13 protein-coding genes are annotated in these 20,933 nt (G+C 72.5%); 12 read left to right on the forward strand and 1 reads right to left on the reverse strand.

Features of this window, described 5'->3' with window-relative positions; all coding sequences use genetic code 11:
- The first annotated feature begins 52 nt into the window (after window positions 1-52).
- The 11 genes from WMF19_RS09350 to WMF19_RS09400 all read left to right on the forward strand — a co-directional run bounded on the left by WMF19_RS09350 (window position 53) and on the right by WMF19_RS09400 (window position 17,839).
- A complete protein-coding gene (locus WMF19_RS09350) occupies window positions 53-1,225 on the forward strand; it encodes a hypothetical protein (protein ID WP_272101308.1) in 1,173 nt (390 codons plus the stop codon).
- A complete protein-coding gene (locus WMF19_RS09355) occupies window positions 1,222-4,764 on the forward strand; it encodes a hypothetical protein (RefSeq protein ID WP_437898771.1) in 3,543 nt (1,180 codons plus the stop codon). The genes WMF19_RS09350 and WMF19_RS09355 overlap by 4 nt, the downstream gene beginning before the upstream one ends.
- Window positions 4,765-4,924: 160 nt before the next feature.
- Entirely contained in the window at window positions 4,925-5,743 is an 819-nt protein-coding gene (gene pssA, locus WMF19_RS09360; RefSeq protein ID WP_437328406.1) for a CDP-diacylglycerol--serine O-phosphatidyltransferase, read from the forward strand.
- A gap of 161 nt (window positions 5,744-5,904) precedes the next feature.
- On the forward strand, window positions 5,905-6,306 hold the full coding sequence (locus WMF19_RS09365) for a hypothetical protein (RefSeq protein ID WP_437898772.1): 402 nt from the start codon (window positions 5,905-5,907) through the stop codon (window positions 6,304-6,306).
- 153 nt (window positions 6,307-6,459) lie between these two features.
- Window positions 6,460-7,371, forward strand: a complete 912-nt coding sequence (locus tag WMF19_RS09370) for a cytochrome C assembly family protein (RefSeq protein WP_437898773.1) — start codon at window positions 6,460-6,462, stop codon at window positions 7,369-7,371.
- 5 nt (window positions 7,372-7,376) lie between these two features.
- Window positions 7,377-8,972 (forward strand): glutamyl-tRNA reductase, encoded by a 1,596-nt coding sequence (gene hemA / locus WMF19_RS09375; protein WP_437898774.1) that lies wholly within the window; start codon window positions 7,377-7,379, stop codon window positions 8,970-8,972.
- Entirely contained in the window at window positions 8,969-9,874 is a 906-nt protein-coding gene (gene hemC, locus WMF19_RS09380; RefSeq protein ID WP_437328409.1) for a hydroxymethylbilane synthase, read from the forward strand. Before hemA ends, hemC begins: the two co-directional genes overlap by 4 nt.
- Before the next feature lie 111 nt (window positions 9,875-9,985).
- Complete coding sequence (locus WMF19_RS09385) at window positions 9,986-11,071, forward strand: hypothetical protein (protein WP_437898775.1); 1,086 nt, start codon at window positions 9,986-9,988, stop codon at window positions 11,069-11,071.
- A gap of 157 nt (window positions 11,072-11,228) precedes the next feature.
- Window positions 11,229-12,830: a glycoside hydrolase family 57 protein gene (locus WMF19_RS09390; RefSeq protein WP_437898776.1), complete on the forward strand. Its 1,602-nt coding sequence runs from the start codon at window positions 11,229-11,231 to the stop codon at window positions 12,828-12,830.
- Between the two features lie 556 nt (window positions 12,831-13,386).
- On the forward strand, window positions 13,387-14,568 hold the full coding sequence (locus tag WMF19_RS09395) for an efflux RND transporter periplasmic adaptor subunit (RefSeq protein ID WP_437328411.1): 1,182 nt from the start codon (window positions 13,387-13,389) through the stop codon (window positions 14,566-14,568).
- 43 nt (window positions 14,569-14,611) lie between these two features.
- Window positions 14,612-17,839 (forward strand): efflux RND transporter permease subunit, encoded by a 3,228-nt coding sequence (locus WMF19_RS09400; RefSeq protein ID WP_437898777.1) that lies wholly within the window; start codon window positions 14,612-14,614, stop codon window positions 17,837-17,839.
- 73 nt (window positions 17,840-17,912) lie between these two features.
- Here the strand turns inward: WMF19_RS09400 and WMF19_RS09405 are convergent, their stop codons facing one another.
- On the reverse strand, window positions 17,913-19,067 hold the full coding sequence (locus tag WMF19_RS09405) for a S1C family serine protease (RefSeq protein WP_437898778.1): 1,155 nt from the start codon (window positions 19,065-19,067) through the stop codon (window positions 17,913-17,915).
- 115 nt (window positions 19,068-19,182) lie between these two features.
- On the opposite strand from WMF19_RS09405, the gene WMF19_RS09410 reads away from it, so the two are divergent.
- On the forward strand, window positions 19,183-20,916 hold the full coding sequence (locus WMF19_RS09410) for a DUF885 domain-containing protein (RefSeq protein ID WP_437898779.1): 1,734 nt from the start codon (window positions 19,183-19,185) through the stop codon (window positions 20,914-20,916).
- The last annotated feature ends 17 nt before the right edge of the window (window positions 20,917-20,933 follow it).

Consider the following 20,933-nt stretch of genomic DNA (forward strand, 5'->3'; position numbering starts at 1 on the left):
GCGGCCGCCTCCCCGCGACGGCTCGCCGCTTTCGTACTATGGTCGCGCCGCCATGAAACGAAGGCTGCCTGCCCCGCTCGCCTGCCTGCTGCTCGCCGCCTGCGCCTCCTCGGAACCCCGACCGAAGGAGCCGCTCGGTCAGATCCCGGAGGCGACGACCACGGCGAAGCCAGAGTGGCTTCCCTTCCGCGTCCGCGCCGGCAAGAGCGTCGCCGCCGATCCGCGCGAGAAGCACTTCGCCGAGCTCCGCCAGCTCACCTTCGGCGGCGAGAACGCCGAGGCCTACTGGTCGCCCGACGGCAGGAAGGTCGTGTTCCAGTCGACCCGCGACGGGAACAGCTGCGACCAGCAGTACATCATGGATCTGGAGAGCGGCGAGGTGCGCCGGGTCTCGAACGGCCAGGGCAAGACCACCTGCGGCTACTTCCTCTTCCCTGCGCCCGCGGCCCCTGCCCAGGCGCGCGTCCTCTTCGCGTCCACGCACGCCGCCGGCGAGGCGTGCCCGCCGAAGCCCGACCACTCGCAGGGGTACGTGTGGCCGCTCGACGAGTTCGACATCTACACAGCGAACGCCGACGGCTCGGATCTCCGCCCCCTCATCCAGGGCAAGGGCTACGACGCCGAGGCGACCGTCGCGTTCGACGGCTCGCGCCTCGTGTTCACGAGCACGCGCGACGGGGACATCGACCTCTACACAGCGAAGCTCGACGGCTCGGACGTCAAGCGCATCACGAGCACGCCCGGCTACGACGGCGGCGCCTTCTTCTCCCCCGACGCGACCAAGCTGGTCTGGCGGGCGAGCCGCCCCACCGGAGCGGCGCTCGACGACTACCGCGCGTTGCTCGCCAAGGGGCTCGTGCGCCCCAGCGCGCTCGAGATCTTCGTCGCGAGCGCCGACGGGCAGAACCCGCGCCCGGTGACGAGGAACGGCCGCGCCAACTTCGCGCCCTACTTCCTCCCGGACTCGCGGCGGATCCTCTTCGCCTCGGATTTCAGCACCCCGGTGGGCGCCCGGGGCATGCCCAACTTCGACCTCTACCTCGTCGACTCCGACGCGCCCCCGACGGCGGACGGCGTGCCGCCCGTCGAGCGCGTGACCTTCTACGAGGGCTTCGACAGCTTCCCGATGTTCTCGCCGACCGGCGAGCACGTCGTCTTCGCCTCGAACCGGTACGGCGCGAAGCCTGGCGAGACCAACCTGTTCGTCGCCCGCTGGGTCGAATGACCGCGCCGCCGTCGCGGACCCGCGCGCCGATCGCGCTCGCGTCGGCGTGCGCGCTCGCGGGCTGCTCGGGCGCCCCGGCGCAGCCGCACCGCCCTGCCGCGGCCGCCCTCCCGTCGACGGACGCCGCGGGCGCGGCCTACACCTCGCCCGCGCGCTGGAGCTACCACCCGGCGGCGCCCGACGCCGCTGTCGCGTGGGCGCCGTTCGCCGGTGCCGGCTGCGTCGTGGTCGCCCAGGGAGGGCAGCGATGGACGGTGACGCCCGATCCTCGGACGTCCGCGCCGCCGCCGAGCGCCGCCGGGCCCGCTGCGCAGGCCGAGCGCTGCGCCGGCCAGGGCAGGACGAGCGCCTCGCCCGCGCCCGAGGAGCTCACCGCGATCGTGCGGCGCTCGCCGGCCTCCTGGATGTTCGTCGGCGCGAGCGGCGCGATCTACGAGGCCTCCTCGCCGCTCGGCCAGCTCACGCGGGCGCTCTCTCCGCCCGAGCCGCTCCTGCAGGTCGCGGGCGCCGGCGGCTCGTTGATCGGGGTGACCCGGGGCGGCGGGCTGCTCCGGTGGCGCGAGGAGCTCGGCTGGAAGCCGGTCCTGCTCGACGGCGCCGCGGGGCAGGGCGGGGCCCAGCCGCGCGCCTTCGGCGTCGCCATGGCCGACGGCGGCCGCGCGCTCGTGCTCGCGCTGCCGGAGGCGCTGTTCGCCAGCGAGGACGGCGGGGGCACCTGGGCGCGCGCGCCGCTCCCGACGATGGGCCTCTCGCGGGTCGGCACCCTCGGGGGCGAGCTCCTCGCCGAGGGGCTCCTCGCGTCGGCGACCTGGGACCCACGGCGCACGCCCGCGTTCTCCCGCAGCGCGGCGACGCTCCCGCGGGCAGACGTCGAGCTCGACGTGACGATCCCGCGCGCCCCGTCCGCGTCCGCTGTGTCGCTCGGGCGAGCGGCGGTGAGCGGCGATCGCTACGTCGAGGCGGTCCGCCCGGAAGACGCCGGCGCGCCGTGGCTCCTCGCGAGCGGCCCCATCGAGGGGCCGCTCAAGGAAGCGGCCATACCGGGCACGGGCGACTGCGGGAGCATCAAGCTCGGCGTGAACGGCCGGCGCGTCGTCGCCGTGTGCGCGGAGCCGGACGGCGATCGCGTCGCCGCGCGGGTGCTCCGCAGCGACGATGGCGGCGGCGCGTGGTCGCCGGTCGCCACGCTGGAGACGCCCGACATCGACCAGGTCGGCGTCGCCGTGGCGCCCGAGGGCGCGGCGCTCCTGACCGGCGTCTGCAAGACGAGCGACGGCGCGGACAGCTGCAAGCCGACCGCGCCGCTCCTCCTGACCCACGACGGCGCCCACGAGGAGGATCGCGCCGCGGTCGTCCTCGCGGCGGCCCCCACGCTCAGCGCCCCCGCCGCGCTGCCCGCGTTCTCGGCGGACGGGCGCTCCGCGTATTTCCTCGGCTACCGCGGCAAGGACGAGCGCCTCGCGCTGTTCGTCTCGCACGACGGCGGCGAGACCTTCGCGCCGCGGCCGCTCGACGCGACCGCCGCGCCGCCGGCGCCGCGGGGCGACGGCGACGAGGGCGAGGACGAGGACGCCGAGGGCGGGCCGGGCGACGGTCGATCGCCGGAGGGGTTCGAGATCGTCGAGGAGAGCGCGCTGCGCGCGGCGGAAGACGGCGCCGTCGGCCTGCTGCTCTCGGAGCGCGGCTCGCTCACGTACCTGACCGCCGACGAGGACGGCCGGGTGCTCACGGCGACGACCCCGCCGGCGGAGAGCGCGGCGCTCGCCGGCTTCGGGCGGCGCGTGCTCGCGCTCGCGTCGCGCGCGAGAGAGAGCGGCGACGATGTCGCGGCGCTCTGGGAGTCGCTCGACGGCGGCGTGAGCTGGGCGGAGCTCCCGGAGATGCCGGCCCTGTCGCGCGAGCTCTCCCAGGCCCAGCTCGCCATCGCGTGCGGCGCCAGCGGCTGCCTCTTCGGCGACGCGGCGACCCGCGTCGGCTGGGGCGGCCAGGCCGACGGCGCGCTGCCGCGCGCGCCGGATCCGGCCCCGCGCGCGCAGCCTTCCGCGCGCACGCCCATCGTCTGCGAGACGCTGCCGTCCTCGAAGTGGACGCGCGTCGACCATGTCGACTCGAGCGGCCTCGGCCTGCCCGACGGCGACGAGCTCTTGCGCGGCCGGTCCGTGTGGTCGTTGCTCACGCGCGCCCCGAGCGGAGCCGTCGACGTCGTCTCCGCGATGCTCCCCGAGTCCGGCGCCGGGGAGGCGCGGGTCGTCACGCGATCGCTGCTGCCCGCGGTGCCGGCGGGGCTCGGGCGAGCGCGGGTCGCGACCAACGTCACCTCCCAGATGGAGGGCTACGCCGTGGCGCGCCTGCGGATCCCAGGCGGCGCGGCGGCGCCGGGGGCCCCGATGCGCAACGTCGAGGTCGCCTGGGAGAACTTCCTGGATGGCACCTCGGGCCGCGGCACGATCCCCGACGCCGGCCCGTTCGAGCTCGGCGACGTGAAGGTCATCCCCGACGCCGCGCGAAAGCCGCGCGCGGGCGCCCGGCCGCAGGCGGGCCCGGCAGGCGCCGCATCGCGCCGCGCGCCGCCCCCCGACGACTTCTTCGATCCCGCGCTCCTGTCGGTCTCGCTGGGCGGGCTCTTCGTAAGGCCGCACTCCGCCAGCGCTCACTCGGCGCTCACGTTCTTCTACGAGCCGCCGGGGAAGCTCCAGCGCTTCGACTTCCCGTCCTGGCCCGCGGCGGGCCTTCACGGCAGCCTCGACGTGCGCGCCGACGCGGTCCTGGCGGACGGCCAGCCCGTCGGCGTGGGGATGGTCCGGCAGGCGTCGAACGGCCCGATGATCGGGATGCTGCTCGCCCACCGCCCGGCGCCTCCCGCCGGCGCGCCCGCCGCGCCGGGCCCGGGCGCCGACTGGGCGGTCGACGCCGTCTCGGTCGCTCCGCCGGCGGACCGCGATCGGATCGTGCACACCGACTGGACCTACGCTGGACGGTCGATCGGCGTGACGACGCTGGTCGCCGATCCCGGGCACGCGGTCGCGTGGTCGATCTTCCAGGCGTTCCGCGCGGATGGCACGCTCGGCCCCGCGCAGCCGCTGCCGACGCCGTTCGACCTCGGAGACGCGCCGCGCCCCTGCTCCGCCGCCGAACGCGCGGCGAGCGCGCGCCAGGAGGCGCCGTTCTTCCTCGGCAGCACGGCCTTGTTCCCGGGCACACGCCACCCGGTGCTCGTCGTCGACGCCGCTGGTCCCTCGGGCCCGCCCGAGGTCACGGTGCTCCTGACCTCCACCACGGTGCTCCACGGCACGCCTGCGGCGCCGTGCGTCGCGGGCTGGGAGGCGCGAGCGATCGGGCGGGCTCCCCGGTCCGCGATCATCCCAGGCGATCTCGCCCAGTCGTGGTTGTTCCGGGCGGCGGCGGGCTCGGCTGCTGCTGCGGGCGGAGCGACCGGCCCGGCCGTCGAGCTCCGCCCGATGGTGTGCCGCTTCGATCCCGGCGCGGAGGTCCCGGAGGCGGTATGGAGTGAGCCGGGCATGGCGCGGCTCGCGCGTTGAGCGACGGCGGAAAAACGACCGATGAAACGAAGTCGACGGTGAAATGAAACGATCCCGGATCCTGGCTCGCGGTAACCTTCTAGCGACTCGCGTGTGCGCTTCGGCGCTTGCGTTCGCGGTCCCTGCGGCGATAGCCTGGCCTGCCTAAACGGGAGGCGGCATGATCCGGAAGCGACGGCGGTTCGAGCTCAGGAAGACGCTGTTCCTGCTTCCGAACCTGATCACGCTCTCATCGATCTTCTGTGGCTTCGACTCGATCCGGCGCTCCGCGACCGCGCAGTCGGAAGATGATTTCTACCGCGCCGCGCTGCTGATCGTCTTCGCGATGTTCTTCGACACCCTCGACGGGCGTGTCGCGCGGATGACGAAGACCCAGAGCGCCTTCGGCCTGCAGATCGACTCGCTGGCGGATATCGTCTCGTTCGGCGTGGCGCCGTCGATGCTCGTGTATCAGTGGACGCTGCACCGCTTCGATCTCGCGGGGCTGCTCGTGTCGTTCTTCTTCACCGCGTGCGGCGCGGTCCGGCTGGCGCGCTTCAACGTCCTCTCCATGGGCGAGGCGGGCAAGCCCACGAAGCCTTCGAAGTACATCGTCGGCCTCCCGATCCCGGGCGCGGCGGGCATCCTTGTCTCGATCGTGGTCGCGAACCACGCGGCCGCCGGCGAGATCGGCGGCGAGCGCTACGCGTCGGCGATCCTCGCCACGACGACGATCCTGTCGCTGCTGATGGTCTCGACCATCCGGTTCCGCTCTTTCAAGGACCTCCGGCTCAACGTTCGGACGGTGCTCTTCGTGGCGTTCGCTGTCGGGTCGAGCGCGGTGATCTCGACGCAGCTGCAGCCTGCGTTCGTGCTCGTGTGGTTGCTCGGCTTCTACGTGCTGCTCGGGATCTTCGAGTCGCTCTGGCACCTGCCTGCGCGCCTCCGCGGCCTGCGGCGGGACTCGGTGCCTCCGCCCGGGGTACCCCCTGCGGCCTGAGGCGACTGCGGCCTGAGGCGCCTGCGGCCTGAAGCGCCTGCGGCCTGAGACGCCTGCGGCCTGAGACGCCTGCGGCCTGAGACGCGTCGGCCCGGGCACACCCCTGGCCGCCGGCATCGCGGCCCAACCGCTCCGGCTCATTTTTGAGTAGACTGCGGGAGATGAAGAACCGCGTGTTCTTTCCGCAGGCCGCGCTCGACGACTGGATCGCGAGCGACCGCGTCGATCTGAACAACGACGAGCTTCTGATCAAGACCGAAGGCCGCCGCTACAAGATCATCGAGGCGATCCGCGTGCTCCGCGAGGTGACAGGCTCCGCGGACGTCCACGAGGTACTCGGAAGGGTCAAGACGCGCGCGTTCCTGCGGGAGCTCGGGGCGGAGATCCTCGAGGGGTCCATGATCATCGGCGACAACGCCTACGACGTGATCCCGGGGTTCATCGGCGCCCCGGTGGGCACGTTCGCCGAGCACCGCAAGGCCGCGCCGGCGGGGACCGCGACCAGCAGCAGCCCGACGAGCGACGAAGAGCTCCTGGCCGCGTTCCTCACCAGCAACCTGTAGCGCCGCCCCGCCCGGTTGCTTCGGCGCCTTCGCCGGCGCGCCGCGCCCGCCTCTCCCGGCGCTCCCGCGCTGTCGGGCCTGGGCCTACGAGAGTACGCTCCCGCCGCTGCGGCCGGCGGGCCATCCCCGGTGAGGCAGGCTATAACGGGGGCCATGCCCGAGGTCATCTCCGGGATCAGCTTCGCGCTCGCCCTGCTGTTCTACAGCGCTGCCAGCGCGCTCTTCTTCCTCGACGTCGCGCGCAGCCGCGCGCGGCTCCCCTCCGCGGGCGACCTCGCGGGCCTCTTCGGCGCCGGGGGCCGCGTCCACGAGCCAGGCGCTCGGCCGAGCGCTGCCCTTGCCGCCCCCACCTCCCGGCACGCGCCCCTGCTGCTCGGCCTGGGCGCCCTCGGGCACGCGACCTACGTCACGCTCGCCAGCTTCGTCGCGCGGGTCTGCCCGGTCCACTCGGTTCATTTCATGCTCTCGGTCGCGTCCCTCCTCGCGATCGGCGTTTACCTCGTCGCCCGCCGTCGCTTCCGCGTCGACGCGCTCGGGCTCCTCATCGGGCCGCTCGGGCTCGCCTTCCTGCTCGGCACGTTCTTCCTCGGCAAGCCGCACCCCGAGCCGAAGTTCAGCCCGCTGTTCATCGCGGCCCACATCATGGCCAACCTGCTCGGGATCGCCCTCTTTCTGCTCGCCGGCGCCTCTGCCGCGCTCTACCTCGTCCAGGAGAAGCGGCTCAAGCAGAAGCGGCACGTGGAGCGCATGGGCAACCTCCCGCCGCTCGACACGCTCGACCGCGCGGTCCACATCTTCCTGAGCGCCGGCTTCCCCTTGCTGACGCTCGGCATCGTCACGGGGACGTACTGGGCGCACCGGCTCGAGATGGGCAACACCGAGGAGGTGATGCGCGCCATCTTCGGCTACGCCACGTGGCTCCTCATCGCGCTCGTGCTGCTCTTGCGCGCCGCCGCTGGCTGGCGCGGCCGCCGCGCGGCGTACGGCACCATCGCGGGGCTCGCCTGCGCCGGGGCGGTGCTCGTCATCTATCTCGTCCGTCCCGCCGCGGGGCTCGGAGGCTAGCGCAGGTGATCTTCGTCGGGCTCTCCCACAAGACCGCGCCCATCGAGGTCCGCGAGCGGCTCGCGATCGGCCGGGATCGGCTGCCCGAGGTGCTCGCGCGCCTCACGGCTCACCCCGCCATCGGCGAGGCGCTCGTCCTCTCCACCTGCAACCGCGTCGAGATCTACGCCTCTCCCCGCCAGCAAGCGCTCGCGCCGTCCCGCCCCGGGAGCGTTCCGCCGCCTTCGGACGAGGAGCTCTCGCGCCACAACGAGGCGCTGCGCGCCGCCGTCGCGACGCTCGTCGGCCTCGGCGGAGACGCCGTCCGCGGCCACCTCGCGGGCCGCGTCGGGAGCGACGCTGTCCTCCACCTCTTCCGCGTCGCCGCGTCGCTCGACTCGATGGTCGTCGGGGAGCCGCAGATCCTCGGACAGATGAAGGAGGCCATCGAGGTGGCCCGCGGGGCGAAGACCCTCGGCGTCCGGCTCGGCCGCGCGGCCCACCGCGCCATCAAGGTCGGCAAGCGCGTGCGCACGGAGACGGCGATCGGCGCCGGGCAGGTCTCGGTCTCCAGCGTCGCCATCGATCTCGCCCGCCAGATCTTCGCCGATCTCGCCGGTCACACGGCGCTGCTCATCGGCGCCGGCGACATGGCCGAGGCCGCCTCGAAGCTCCTCGTCCGCGCCGGCGCCCGCCTCATCGTTGTCAACCGCAGCCCGGACCGCGCCGCCGCGCTCGCCCGCGAGGTCGGCGGCGAGCCTCGCCCCTGGGCCGACCTCGAGCGCTCCGTCATCGACGCCGACATCGTGATCTCGTCGACCTCGAGCCCCAATTACGTGGTCACGCCCGACCTCGTCCGCCGAGCCCGCAAGGCCAGGAAGGGCAGGAGCCTGTTTCTCATCGACATCGCCGTCCCGCGTGACATCGACCCCGCCGTCAACAAGCTCGACAGCGTGTACCTCTACGACGTCGACGACCTCTCGCAGATCGTGGCGCAGTCCGTCGAGGGGCGCGCCGCCGAGGCGGCGCGGGCCGAGGCGATCGTCGCGGACGAGGCGCAGGCCTTCGAGGCGTGGACGCTCGAGCGCGCCCTGACGCCCACGATCGTGGGCTTGCGGGCCCGCACGCGATCCATCCTCGCGGCCGAGGTCGAGCGCAGCCTCTCTGGCAAGCTCCGGCACCTCGGCGCGGCCGAGCGCCAGGCCCTCGCGATGATGATCGACGCCGCCACGAACAAGCTGCTCCACGTGCCCACCACCCGGCTCCGCGCGATGGCCAGCGATCCCCGCGTCGCCGAGCACGTCGACTCGCTCCGGGAGCTGTTCGACATCGACGGCGCGCAGGCCGAAAACGCCACCGCCCCGGCGCTCGCCGAGGGGGAGCTGCGCGGCGTGGTGGATGGGCCTCCCACGCCTCGCTCCGCCCGCGGGGCAGCGCCTCCGGCCTCCGGCGCTCGGAGCGGTGCCTCGCCCCGGCACGCCGATCCGCGCCCCCAGGCTGCGGAGGACAACGGCGTTTACGCGCGGCAGCCCAGCGGGCGCCCCCAACCCGCCGAGGCGGGTGTCATGGCCGTCGCGAATCCAGCCGCGGCCGTGAGCGCAGCTGGGCTAAAGGGAGCGTGATGCCCACGGAGCTCACCCTCGCAACGCGCCGCTCGGCGCTCGCCCTCGCCCAGTCCCGCGCCTTCGCTCGTTCCCTCGAAGCGGCGGTGCCCGATCTCTCCCTGCGCGAGCTCGAGGTGGTGACCTCGGGCGACAGGACGCAGGATCGCTCGCTCCAGGACATCGGCGGCAAGGGGCTGTTCATCAAGGAGCTCGAAGAGGCGCTCCTCGACCGGCGCGCCGACTTCGCGGTCCACTCGATCAAGGATGTTCCCGCCGAGATCGCCCCGGCGCTGTGCCTCGCCTGCATCCCCGCGCGGGAGGACCCGCGCGACGCGCTCGTCACCCGGAGCGGCGCCCTGCTCGCGGAGCTGCCGGCGGGCGCCCGGGTCGGGACCTCGAGCCTCCGCCGGGCGGTCGCGCTGCGCGAGGCGCGCCCGGATCTCGTGATCGAGCCGGTCCGTGGCAACGTCGACACCCGGCTCCGCAAGGTGTTCGACGGCGTGTTCGACGCGGTGGTGCTGGCGCTCGCCGGCCTGAAGCGGCTCGGCCTCGAAGGCCGCGCCACGGAGGTGCTGTCGCCCGAGGTGTCGTTGCCCGCGATCGGGCAGGGCGCGCTCGGCATCGAGTGCCGCACGGCGGACGCCAGCGTGCGCGACGTCCTGTCGACGCTCGCGCACGCCGAGACCACGACCTGCGTCTCCGCCGAGCGAGCTGTGATGGCCGCGGTGGAGGGCAGTTGCCGGACGCCGGTGGCCGCTTATGCGGTGCGGGACGGCGACGCGTTGTGGCTGCGGGCGCTCCTTGCCGAGCCCGACGGCTCCCGGTTGCGAAGGGCAGAAAGGCGCCTGTCTTGGCCCGGAAACACGCACGAAGCCGAGCGCCTCGGAGCGGACCTCGGGGCGGAGCTCAAGAAGGGGTGAGGCGCGTAACTCGATTGAAAGGCTGCCACGTCCAGAACATTTTTAGTGTGGAATTTCTGTGACGATCTTCTGAAGAAACTGTATTTCGAATGAATGAGATTCAAAGATCGCATGGCGAAGGCAATATCGAGCGCCGAGACGGTCAAAGCGAAGCGGACGGAGCGTTACGGCGCGGGTGAAGCGGCGCGGTGGCGTGAGATCGCTCAGGTCGAGCGGATGCTGCGCCCCAGGTGGCCGCTGACGGACGTGCAGCGGGCAGCGTTCCGGAGTCGGTTCTCGGACGCGCAGTGCGATGAGCTCGGCGTTCGGGCGAAGAGCGGGCAGGTGTTCCGTGAAGGGCTCGAGTGGGCGGCGCGGATCCAGAAGACGCTCGAGGGGCCCCACGAGGGGCTGCGGTACTCGGAAGACCGGTTCACCTGGCTGCTGGAGTGCCTCCTTGCGCTCGCGAAGGAGCGTGCGCTGTACAAGAGCGCGCAGGGCTCGCCCGGCGCTGCGCGCTGCCTCGGAGAACATGCGCGCGCGGCGTCGCTCGAGACCCGCGAATACCTCCTCGGCATGCTCGCCGAGCTGGCCGGGGGGGTAGAGGCCGAGGTCGACGCGCTCGCGAGGGCGCAAGGGACGGTGTCCGACGATGGCGAGCTCGCGGCGTCGCTGCGCGCGCTCTCGCTCCTCGCGCAGGACTGGCTGCGCCGGGAAGGCGAGGTGGATCGCGCGCTCGTCGCGTCGGCTGGTCTCACCGATGCTCATGCGCAGACCGCCTGGCGCTCTGCCGATGAGCTCGATCGCGCAGCCAGCGATGTCGCACGGGCCGCGAGCGATGGCGTCGAGGCAGCGAGCGACGGTGCCGAGGCCGCAAGCGATGGTGACGCGAAGGGCGAGGGCGAGGCAGCGGAAATGGGGAAGCGCGACGCGGCCGCGCTGGTGCGCGCCGAGGGGCGGCTCCTGCGGGAGATGGCCGTCGCCATGCGCAGCTTCGCGGAGGCGCGCCGCAGGAACCGGTCGATCCGGAAGCTCGTTCTGGGGCCTGGTACGCGCGGCGTGCTCAAACCCCGCAAGGCGCAGGCGTCCGAGCCGGAAGCGTCGGCACCCGAGCTGGAAGCGCAGGCGTCCGAGCCGGAGGAGACGCCCGCGGCCCCCTCAGCGCCCGACCAGGGATCTCCGTACCACGGCGCGATGAACGGTCACCTGGCGATGTGATCGCCAGCGCTCGGCGCGCCGGCACCTCGAGGCGGAGCCCGTCGGCCCGCGCCTTGCGCGCCGCCCATGACGGGAGCGCCTTCGCCGCACGCTTCCCGCGCGGGCGTGACCGTGCGAGACGACTGCTCGTCGGCGGTTTCCCGCCGCCCAGCGCGCCATGCCGGGCTACGTCGCCCTCGTCCTCCACGCTCACCTGCCGTACGTGCGTCACCCGGAGCACGTCCGCTCTCTGGAGGAGCGCTGGCTCTTCGAGGCGCTCTGGGAGTGTTATCTCCCCCTGCTCGGGGTCCTCGATCGCCTCGCCGCCGATCGCGTCGTCGCCCCGCTGACCCTCTCCGTCTCGCCGTCGCTCCTCGCGATGCTGCGCGACGAGCTGCTCCTTCGCCGGTTCGAGGACCACCTCCGCCGGCTCACCGCGCTTGCGGCCCGGGTCGAGGCCCGCTTCGCCGGGAGCGGCTTCGCCGAGGCCGCCGCGTTCTACCGCGCGCGGCTCGCGGACGCGGCGAGCTCCTGGGAGGCGCTGGGCGGCGATGTCCCGGGCGCCCTGGTGCGCCACGCCGGGGCGGGCCGCGTCGAGCTCCTCACCACGGCCGCGACGCACGCGTACCTGCCCGGATTGCTCGGCACGCCGGCGTCGATCCGGGCGCAGCTCCGGCTCGGCCGCCGCGCCTTCGCGGCCTTCACCGGCGCGCCCGAGCCTCGCGGCCTCTGGCTGCCCGAGTGCGCTTACGCCCCCCGCCTCGACGCCGATCTCGCGGCGGCGGGCATCCGCTTCACCGTGCTCGACGCCCACGCGCTCACGCTCGCCGCGCCGCCTGCGTCCGCCGGCGCCTCCGTCCCGGTGCTCTCGCCTGCAGGCCTCGCGTGCTTCGGGCGCGATCGCGACAGCGCGCGCGAGGTCTGGTCGCGCGACGCCGGCTATCCGGGCCACCCCGTCTACCGCGAGTTCTACCGCGACGTTGGGCTCGACCTGCCCGAGCGCGAGCTCGAAGGCGAGGTCGGTCCCGACGGCGCCCGGCTCATGACCGGCCTCAAGCTCCATCGCGTGACCGGGCCCGGCCCCGACAAGGCCCCGTACGACCCGGCCCGCGCCTCCGCGCAGGCGCGCGCGCACGCCGCGGACTTCGTGGCCCGCCGCGAGGCCGCGCTCGCGTCGAGCCGCGGCGTGAACGCCCCGCCGCCCATCTTGGTGGCGCCGTACGACGCCGAGCTCTTCGGCCACTGGTGGCTCGAAGGGCCCGAGTTCCTCGAGCACGCCCTGCGCCGCCTCGCGGCCTCGGATCGCGCCGTCCCGATCGCGCTCGGCGCGTACCTGGAGCGCCATCCGCCCGTCGAGGTCGTGGAGCCTGCTCCCTCGACGTGGGGCGAAGGCGGGTTCGGCGCATTCTGGACGGGCCCGAGCGCGGCGTCCCTGTGGCGCCACGTGCACCACGCCGAGCGCGCCGTGCTGGGCGCGCTCTCGCGTTGCCGCCACGCGGGCGGACTGCCCGGCCGCGCGCTGGACCAGGCGATCCGCGAGCTCCTCCTCCTTCAATCGAGCGACTGGGCCTTCATGATGTCGGCCGGGGAGATGGCTCCCTATGCCGAGGCGCGCGCCCACACCCACGCGACCCGGGCCCGCCGGCTCGCGTGCCTGGCCCAGCAGCCCACGGCCTCGCCCTCCGACGTGGCATGGCTCGATGCGCTTTGCGCGCTCGACCCTTTCCTCGCCGAGCTCTCGGGCCCTGCGCTCCGAGGCGCCTTCGACCCGTGGCGCTGAGCCGGCCTTTCTCCGCGCCGCTCGCCTCCGGCTCTCCCGCGCTCCACGAGCAGAAGATTTCTTCCGCTAATATAGAATCTGCTTACGTTAAAATATTCTGTGACGGTATTTCACATGATCGCCGACCCTCCGCGCCGCGGCGGTCGACTCGATGGGAGGGCGTGTGCGCCGCGCGGCGGTGCCCTCAACGCCTCTTTTCGGGAGGGTGACCCGCGATTCACCCGCCCGTTTCGTCGCCGGCCGCCGGCCGCGCGACCCGGCGCACAGCTCCCAGCACGTTTTTCGCGGCCATGGCGGCATGAAGTGCGAGAGGGACGGAGACCTTGTCCGGAACACCCCCTTGATGACCGGCCGGTCAGCACCCTAGTGTGTTGCCCGCCAGCTTTGCTCCTGGACCGCACCGGCAGGCGCTGGCAAAGAACCGGGCGGACTCCCCATGACACATCCTCCTTGCGGACCCGAGCGCCATATCGCTCGATGGGCTCTCGGCGCTCGTAGCGCCGCATCGAATCACTCCCGCGCCGCCCTCGTCGCGGCGCTGCTCGCTGCGCTCGCGGTGCCTACGTTGACGGCCTGTAAGCGCCCCGAGGCGGACGCGCAGCCGTCGCCGGCGCGCGACACCGCCGCGCCACGCCAGAAGCCCGCGGTGCACTTCGGGAAGGTGACCGCGCGCCCGCTCGCGCAGACGCTCGACATCAGCGGCACCCTGGTCGCCGACGAGACGAGCGAGGCGGCGACGCAGGTCGGCGGCTTGGTCGTGAGCGTCGCGATCGACGTGGGCTCCCGGGTCAAGAAGGGCGATCCGCTCGTCGTGCTCGACGCGCGCAACGTCGCCCTCCAGTCGCAGGCCGCGTCCGCGGCCGTCGCGCAGGCGCGGGCCAAGCTCGCGCTGCAGGACGGCGCGTCGCCGAAGGGGATCGACCCCGACCAGGTCCCCGAGGTCCGGGCCGCGAAGCAGAGCATGGAGCTCGCGAAGTCCGAGGCCGAGCGCGTGAAGCAGCTCTACGACCAGGGCGCCGTCCCCCAGTCGACCTGGGACGCGGCGCGCACGCAGGCCCAGAACGCGACCGCGCAGTACGAGGCCGCTGTCAACGGCATCCGCGCGACCGTCGCGTCGCTCACGTCCGCGCAGGCGCAGGCGGGGCTCGCCTCGAAGGCGGTGTCCGACACGACGGTGCGGGCGCCCTTCGACGGCGCCGTCGCCGAGAAGCGGATCAGCGTCGGCGAGTACGCGAGCCCGGGCCGCGTCGTGGCGGTCGTGGTCCGCGACAACCCGCTGCGGCTGCGGATCGACGTGCCCGAGGCGGACATCGCGAACATCGAGGTGGGCAAGCCGGTCAGCGTCTCGGTCGCCTCCTTCCCCGGTCGCCTGTTCCCGGGCGTCGTCAAGCGGATCGGCGCGAGCCTGAAGGCCTCGTCGCGCACCCTGCCCGTGGAGGCCGAGTTCGACAACAGCGAGGGCAAGCTCCGCCCTGGCCTCTTCGCGCAGGGGGAGCTGACGCTGACCGGCGAGTCAAGAACGGCGATCCTCGTCCCCGAGTCGGCGGTCGGCACCTCCGGGACGAGCGCGCGCGTGTTCGTGAAGTCGGGCGATCGCGTGACGGAGCGGCTCGTCAAGCCCGGCCGCAAGATCGACGGCCTCGTCGAGGTCGTCGGTCCGCTCTCCGAGGGGGAGGAAGTCGCGATCGACAAGGTGAACGAGCTGGCGGACGGCATCGAGGTCGCGGCGGCGCAGTGAGCCGAGCGCACGCGCGCCTCATTACTGAAGAAAGGTAGCGACCATGCAATGGCTCGCGGCAATCTGCATCCGTAGGCCGGTTTTCGCCTCGGTGATCGTCCTGCTCCTGACGGTGCTCGGGGCGTTCTCCTACTTCGGCCTCGGCGTGGACCGGTTCCCCAAGGTGGAGTTCCCGTTCATCGTCGTGACGACCGTCCTCCCCGGCGCCGCGCCCGAGGAGGTGGAGACCGAGATTTCCGACAAGATCGAGTCGGCGGTCAACACGATCAGCGGCATCGACGAGCTGCGCTCCGCGTCGGTCGAGGGGCTCAGCCAGGTCATGATCTCCTTCCAGCTCGAGAAGGACGTCGACGTCGCCGCGCAGGAGGTGCGCGACAAGGTCGAAGGCATCCTCGCGGATCTGCCGGAGGGGATCGATCCGCCGGTGGTCGGCAAGCTGGATCCGGACGCCGCGCCGATCCTCACGCTCGCCGTCTCGTCTCCGAAGGCGGACGTCCGCGCGGTGACGGAGTTCGCCGACAAGACGCTCCGGCGCGAGCTGGAGTCGCTCGCCGGGGTCGGACAGGTGCTGCTCATCGGCGGCCGGAGCCGGCAGATCAACATCTGGATCAACCCGGAGAAGCTCGAGAAGTACTCCCTGACCGGCGGCGTGGTGGCCCAGGCGCTGGCGAGCCAGAACGTCGAGATCCCGGCCGGCCGGATCGAGCAAGGGGGCAGGGCGCTCACCCTGCGGACGCGAGGCCGCGTGCAGTCGGTCCAGCAGATGGCGGACATCGTGCTCGCGAACCGCGACGGCTACTCCGTCCGGCTCGGCGACGTCGCGGAGGTCCAGGACGGCATGGCGGAGCCGGAGTCCGCCGGCTTCCGCGGCCTCGACCCTGCCGTGCTCCTCAGCATCCGCAAGCAGAGCGGGACGAACACCGTCGAGGTCATCGACGGGCTGAAGGCGCGGATCAGCGAGGTGGAGAAGCGCCTCCCCGAGGGGTACCACATCGCCGTCGCCCGCGATCAGTCGGAGTTCATCAAGAACTCGGTCCACGCCGTCAAGGAGCACCTCGTGCTCGGCGCGCTGCTCGCCGCGATCATCGTCGCGATCTTCCTCGCGAACGCCCGGAGCACGCTCATCTCGGCGATCGCCATCCCGACGAGCATCATCTCCACGTTCGCCCTGATGAAGGTGGCGGGCTTCACGCTCAACGGGATCACGCTCCTCGCGCTGACGCTGGCGGTCGGCATCGTGATCGACGACGCGATCGTCGTCCTCGAGAACTGCTACCGCTGGATCGAGGAGAAGGGCGTGAGCCCGTGGGAGGCGGCGCTCCAGGGCACGAAGGAGATCGGGCCCGCGGTGCTCGCGACGACGCTCTCGCTGGTCGCCGTGTTCCTCCCGGTCGCGTTCATGAGCGGCATCGTCGGCCGCTTCCTGAACTCGTTCGGCCTCACCATGGCGTTCTCGATCCTGGTCTCGCTGATCGTGAGCTTCACGCTGACGCCCATGCTGTCCGCGCGATGGCTGAAGAAGCCGGCGAAGCACGACGCCGGCAGCTCCAAGGAGTCGCGCTTCTACGGGCCGATCGAGCGCGGCTACATGGCGATCCTCCGCTGGTCGATGGCGCACCGCTGGGTGATCGTGCTCGCCTCGCTCATGGCGCTCGTCTCGATCCCGGTGCTGGGGAAGATGGCGAAGTTCAACTTCCTCCCGGTCGAGGACGAGTCGCAGTTCCAGGTCAGCATGCGCGCGCCCGAGGGCGTGAGCCTCGACGGGACCCGCGTCATCGCCACGCGGATCGCGTCGGACATCGAGAAGCTCCCCGGCGTGCTCTACACGCTGACGACGATCGGCGACGATCCGCAGAAGACGCCGAACCTCGCCACCATCTACGTGAAGCTCAAGCCGGCGGATCAGCGCGCGCTGTCGCAGCAGGACCTCATCGATCGCGCCCGGCGAGAGCTCAAGCCGCAGTTCGACGCGGAGAAGCTGCGGGCGAACATCGGCGTCGTGCCCGCCTTCTCCGGCGGTCAGAGCACCCAGATCGCCTACCAGGTCCAGGGCCCCGACCTCCAGAAGATCGGCCAGTACTCCGACGCGCTGCTGCAGAAGCTCAAGGCGATCCCGGGCGTCGTCGATCCGGACACCTCGCTGCTGGTGGGCAAGCCGGAGATCCGCGTGGTCATCGACCGCAAGAAGGCCGCCGATCTCGGCGTTCAGGTCGGCGACGTGGCCAGCACCCTTCGGCTCCTGGTCGGCGGATACAAGGTGTCGACCTACAACGAAGGCGGGGAGCAGTACGAGGTGCGCGCGCGCGCGCTGCCGAGCTTCCGCTCCGACAAGGAGGGCCTCGCGAAGATCACGGTGCCGTCGACCAAGCTCGGCGCCGTGACGCTCGACAACGTGGTGTCGTTCTCCGAGGGGACGGGCCCGTCGCGCATCGAGCGGTACAACCGTCAGCGGCAGGTCATGCTGACCGCCAACCTCGAGGCGGGGTACTCGCAGCAGACCGTCATCCAGGAGCTCGACAAGGCTGTGTCGCAGATGAACCTCGCGTCCGGCTACTCCGCTGGTCCCGTCGGCGCGTCGAAGGAGCTCGTGAAGATGATGAAGAGCTTCCTCGTCGCCCTCCTCCTGTCGCTGGTCTTCATGTACCTCGTGCTCGCGGCGCAGTTCGAGTCGTGGCTGCACCCGATCACGATCCTCCTGTCGCTGCCGCTGACGGTGCCGTTCGCGTTCATCGCGGTCATCATCTTCCGGCAGTCGCTCAACATCTTCTCGCTGCTCGGCATCGTCGTGCTGTTCGGCGTCGTGAAGAAGAACTCGATCCTCCAGATCGATCACACGATCAAGCTGCGCGAGCACGGCTTGCCGCGGGCGCAGGCCATCCTGGAGGCGAACCGCGACAGGCTCCGGCCGATCCTGATGACCACGCTCGCGTTCGTCGCCGGCATGATCCCGCTCGTCGTCTCGAGCGGCGCGGGCTCGGGTACGAACCGCGCGACCGGCTTCGTGATCATCGGCGGGCAGACGCTGGCGCTCCTCCTGACGCTGCTCGCGACCCCGGTCGCCTACTCGCTGTTCGACGACGTCTCGTCGTGGCTCATGCGGATCCTGCCCTTCATGCGGGGCAGCGACGACCAGGGAGCGCCGCGCGGGACGGGGGAGGACGGCGCCGCTCCGGTGGGGGATGGCGTCGTCGCGGCCGGCCATCGCGGCGCCGCGGTGCGCGCCGCCGTCGGGCACGATGCGGGCCGGCCGGCGCCGGCGCAGCTCGACTAGCGGCACCCCGGCCGCCCTCAGGGGCCGCGGCGCGCCGCGCCCGGCCCCCTTCGCTACCGCGGCGAGGCACCGCTCACTGCGCCTCGCCGTGGACCTTTCGCAGGATCACCTCGAGCAGCCCGTCGAACGCGTCGCGCATCGCCCAGGCCTGGGCGGCCTCGTCGTCGAGCCCGGCCGCCTTGCGCCGGCCCTCGACGAGCGCGTTCCTGGGGCCCCTGCACGCGGGGCCGAGCCGGCGCTCCATGTCGAGCGAGGCGCCCGCGTAGACATGATAGCAAGACGCGAAATCCCCCTGGTTGTAGAGGGGCGAACCGACCTGGATCGCGCCGTCCATCGTCCGCGCCAGCACGAGCAGATCCCCCTCGGTGCAGCCGCGGAGGATCGCGAGCGCGTGGTGAGGCACCGATCGCTTGACCGCCGGCAGCCCTCGCTCCTCGTCGGCCGTCTCGGCCGCGAACGTCGAGAGCGGGACGGGATCGGGGCGCACGAGCAGCAGCTTGAGGTAGTCGGCGGGCACGCCGAAGTTGAGGTTCTGCCCCTGCGTCGAGACCGCCGCGGCGACGCCGATCACCTCGCCGTGATCGTTGAACAGCGGGCCGCCCGAGGAGCCCGGCGCGATCGGCGCGGAGATCTGCAGCAGCGTCAGCTCCGGATCCACGACGCGCACCGCGCTCACGAGGCCGTTCGACACGGTGTCCGCGAGGCCGAGCGGATGGCCGATCGCGACGACCGGATCGCCGGGGCGGACCGCGCCGCTGTTGCCGAGGGAGAGCAGCGGGAGCCTCCGCGGCGCGTGGATCCGGACGATCGCGAGATCCCGGGCCTCGTCGAACGCGAGCACCTCGAGCACCGGGTGCTCGCTCTGATCCGCGAGGACCACCTTGAGGTCCGGCATCCCGGCGACGACGTGGAAATTCGTCGCGATCCAGCCGTCCTCGCGGACCAGGAAGCCCGCCCCGAGCGAGCCGTCGCCGCGGATCGTGACGACCGCCGGCATGGCGCGCGCGGCGATCTGCGCTGGCGTCATCGCGGCGGGCTGTGACGCCGAGAGCGCCGGCTGATCGGCCGAGGTCGCGGCGCAGCCGAGCGCCGCGATCGCCGCCGCGGCGAGGAGCGCCGAGGCGCGCGGCCAGACGGGCCGCCGCGGGGGCTGGAGGCGCGATGGAGGAGCCGCGCAGGAGCGCTGGTCGTCGTCATGGAGCTCGCCTGGCAGGCCGCGGTGGTTCATGTCGCTCCCCGAGGCCGCCGCGTGAGCGACCTCCCTCCAGCAAGCGTAACGAAGACCCGACGGATCGTCTCGCGCGCCCGGAGAAAATCCGGTCGTGGCCGCATATGCTGTCGCAGTGAGCCAAGACCACGACGCGCGCGATCCGATCTTCGCCCTCAGCGACGAGTTCGTCGAAGCCTTCGCTGCCCGCTGTCCTGCCCATGCCACCCTCGCGGGCATCCCCTGCGACGAAGGCGCCTGGAACGACTGGAGCCCGAGCGGCGCCGCGTCGTGGGCCTCCACGGTCGCGTCCTTCCAGGAGCGGCTCCGCTCGCTGCCGCCGCCGCGCCCCGGGGCGGAGGCGCGGTGGTGTCGCCTCGCACGCCGTGTCATGGCGGATCACCTGGACGAGCGGCTCGACGATTTCCGTCACGGCGAGCACCTGCGCGATCTCAACAACATCGAGTCGGCGTTCCAGCACCTCCGGATGGTCTTCGACCTGATGGATGTCCACAGCGCCGCCGGCTGGGAGGCCATCGCGTCGCGCCTCGAGGGCCTGCCGCGCGCGTGCGACAGCTACCGCGCGTCGCTCGAGGAGGGGCGCCGGACGGGCCAGGTCGTCGCGCGTCGCCAGGTGTGCGCCGTGATCGAGCAGGCGCGTTACCAGGCGGGCGACGCATCGTTCTTCCTCACCCTGCCGGCCGCCTACGAGGCGTCGGGTTGCGGCGCGGACGCAGATCGCGCGCGCATCGCCGCCAGCCGCGCACGCGTCGCCGACGGCGTCGAGCGGGCGCGCGCCGCGTTCGGCGCGCTCGCCGGCTACCTGGAGCAGACGTACCTGCCGAGCGCGCGCGCCGCGGACGCCGTGGGAAAGGAGCGCTACCTGCGCCTCTCGCGCCGCTTCCTCGGCGCGAGCATCGACCCGATCGAGACCTATGCCTGGGGGTGGTCCGAGGTGCACGCCATCGAGGCCCAGATGGCGCGCCTCGCCGGCGAGATCCTCCCCGGCGCGTCGCTGCCCGAGGTGATCGATCTGCTCATGACCGACCCCGCCCGGTGCGCGCCGAGCGCCGACGAGTTCCTCCGCATCATGTCCGAGCGCCAGCGAAAGGCGCTCGCCGAGCTCGACGGCGTCCATTTCGACATCCCGGCGCCCATCCGCCACATCGAGGTGAAGCTCGCTCCGCCGGGCGGCGCGCTCGGCGCCTACTACGTGCCCCCGAGCGACGGCTTCAAGCGGCCCGGCACCGTCTGGTACGCGCCCGGCACGAAGCAGGCGTTCCCGCTCTACGAGGAGATCACCACGGCGTACCACGAGGGCTTTCCCGGCCATCACCTGCAGTGCGCGCTCCAGGTGCACCTCGATGACCGGCTGAGCCGACTCCACCGCTTCCTGGTGACGAACTCCGGCCACGCCGAGGGGTGGGCCCTCTACGCCGAGCAGCTCATGTACGAGCTCGGCTATTTCGAGCGCCCCGATTACGTGCTCGGGATGCTCTCGGGCAAGCTGACGCGCGCCTACCGCGTCGTCCTCGACATCGGCATGCACCTGGAGCTGCCGATCCCCCGGGACGCGCCGCTCCACGCCGGGGAGCCCTGGCGCTACGAGATCGCCGTCGAGTACCTCCACCGCCGGGCCTTCCTCCCGCTGGAGCACGCGCACAGCGAGGCGACGCGCTACCTGGGCTGGCCGGGGCAGGCGATCTCCTACAAGGTCGGCGAGCGGGTCGTCCTGGAGCTGCGCGACGCGCTGAAGCGCCGCCAGGGCGAGGCGTTCGATCTGAAGGCGTTTCACGCCAGGGTGATCGGCTCCGGGTCGGTCGGGCTCGACCACCTGCGCGAGATCGTGCTCGACGACGCCGCGCCCTGAGCGCTCGTCCGACACGC

It is taken from the genome of Sorangium sp. So ce124, assembly GCF_051525235.1.
GTDB classification, from domain to species: domain Bacteria; phylum Myxococcota_A; class Polyangia; order Polyangiales; family Polyangiaceae; genus Sorangium; species Sorangium atrum.

Coding starts and splice junctions, on each gene's coding strand:
- WMF19_RS09385 (WP_437898775.1), top strand. CDS start 9,986: ATGGCGAAGGCAATATCGAGCGCCGAGACGGTCAAAGCGAAGCGGACG.
- WMF19_RS09390 (WP_437898776.1), top strand. CDS start 11,229: ATGCCGGGCTACGTCGCCCTCGTCCTCCACGCTCACCTGCCGTACGTG.
- pssA (WP_437328406.1), top strand. CDS start 4,925: ATGATCCGGAAGCGACGGCGGTTCGAGCTCAGGAAGACGCTGTTCCTG.
- WMF19_RS09400 (WP_437898777.1), top strand. CDS start 14,612: ATGCAATGGCTCGCGGCAATCTGCATCCGTAGGCCGGTTTTCGCCTCG.
- WMF19_RS09405 (WP_437898778.1), bottom strand. CDS start 19,067: ATGAACCACCGCGGCCTGCCAGGCGAGCTCCATGACGACGACCAGCGC.
- WMF19_RS09355 (WP_437898771.1), top strand. CDS start 1,222: ATGACCGCGCCGCCGTCGCGGACCCGCGCGCCGATCGCGCTCGCGTCG.
- WMF19_RS09365 (WP_437898772.1), top strand. CDS start 5,905: ATGAAGAACCGCGTGTTCTTTCCGCAGGCCGCGCTCGACGACTGGATC.
- WMF19_RS09370 (WP_437898773.1), top strand. CDS start 6,460: ATGCCCGAGGTCATCTCCGGGATCAGCTTCGCGCTCGCCCTGCTGTTC.
- WMF19_RS09350 (WP_272101308.1), top strand. CDS start 53: ATGAAACGAAGGCTGCCTGCCCCGCTCGCCTGCCTGCTGCTCGCCGCC.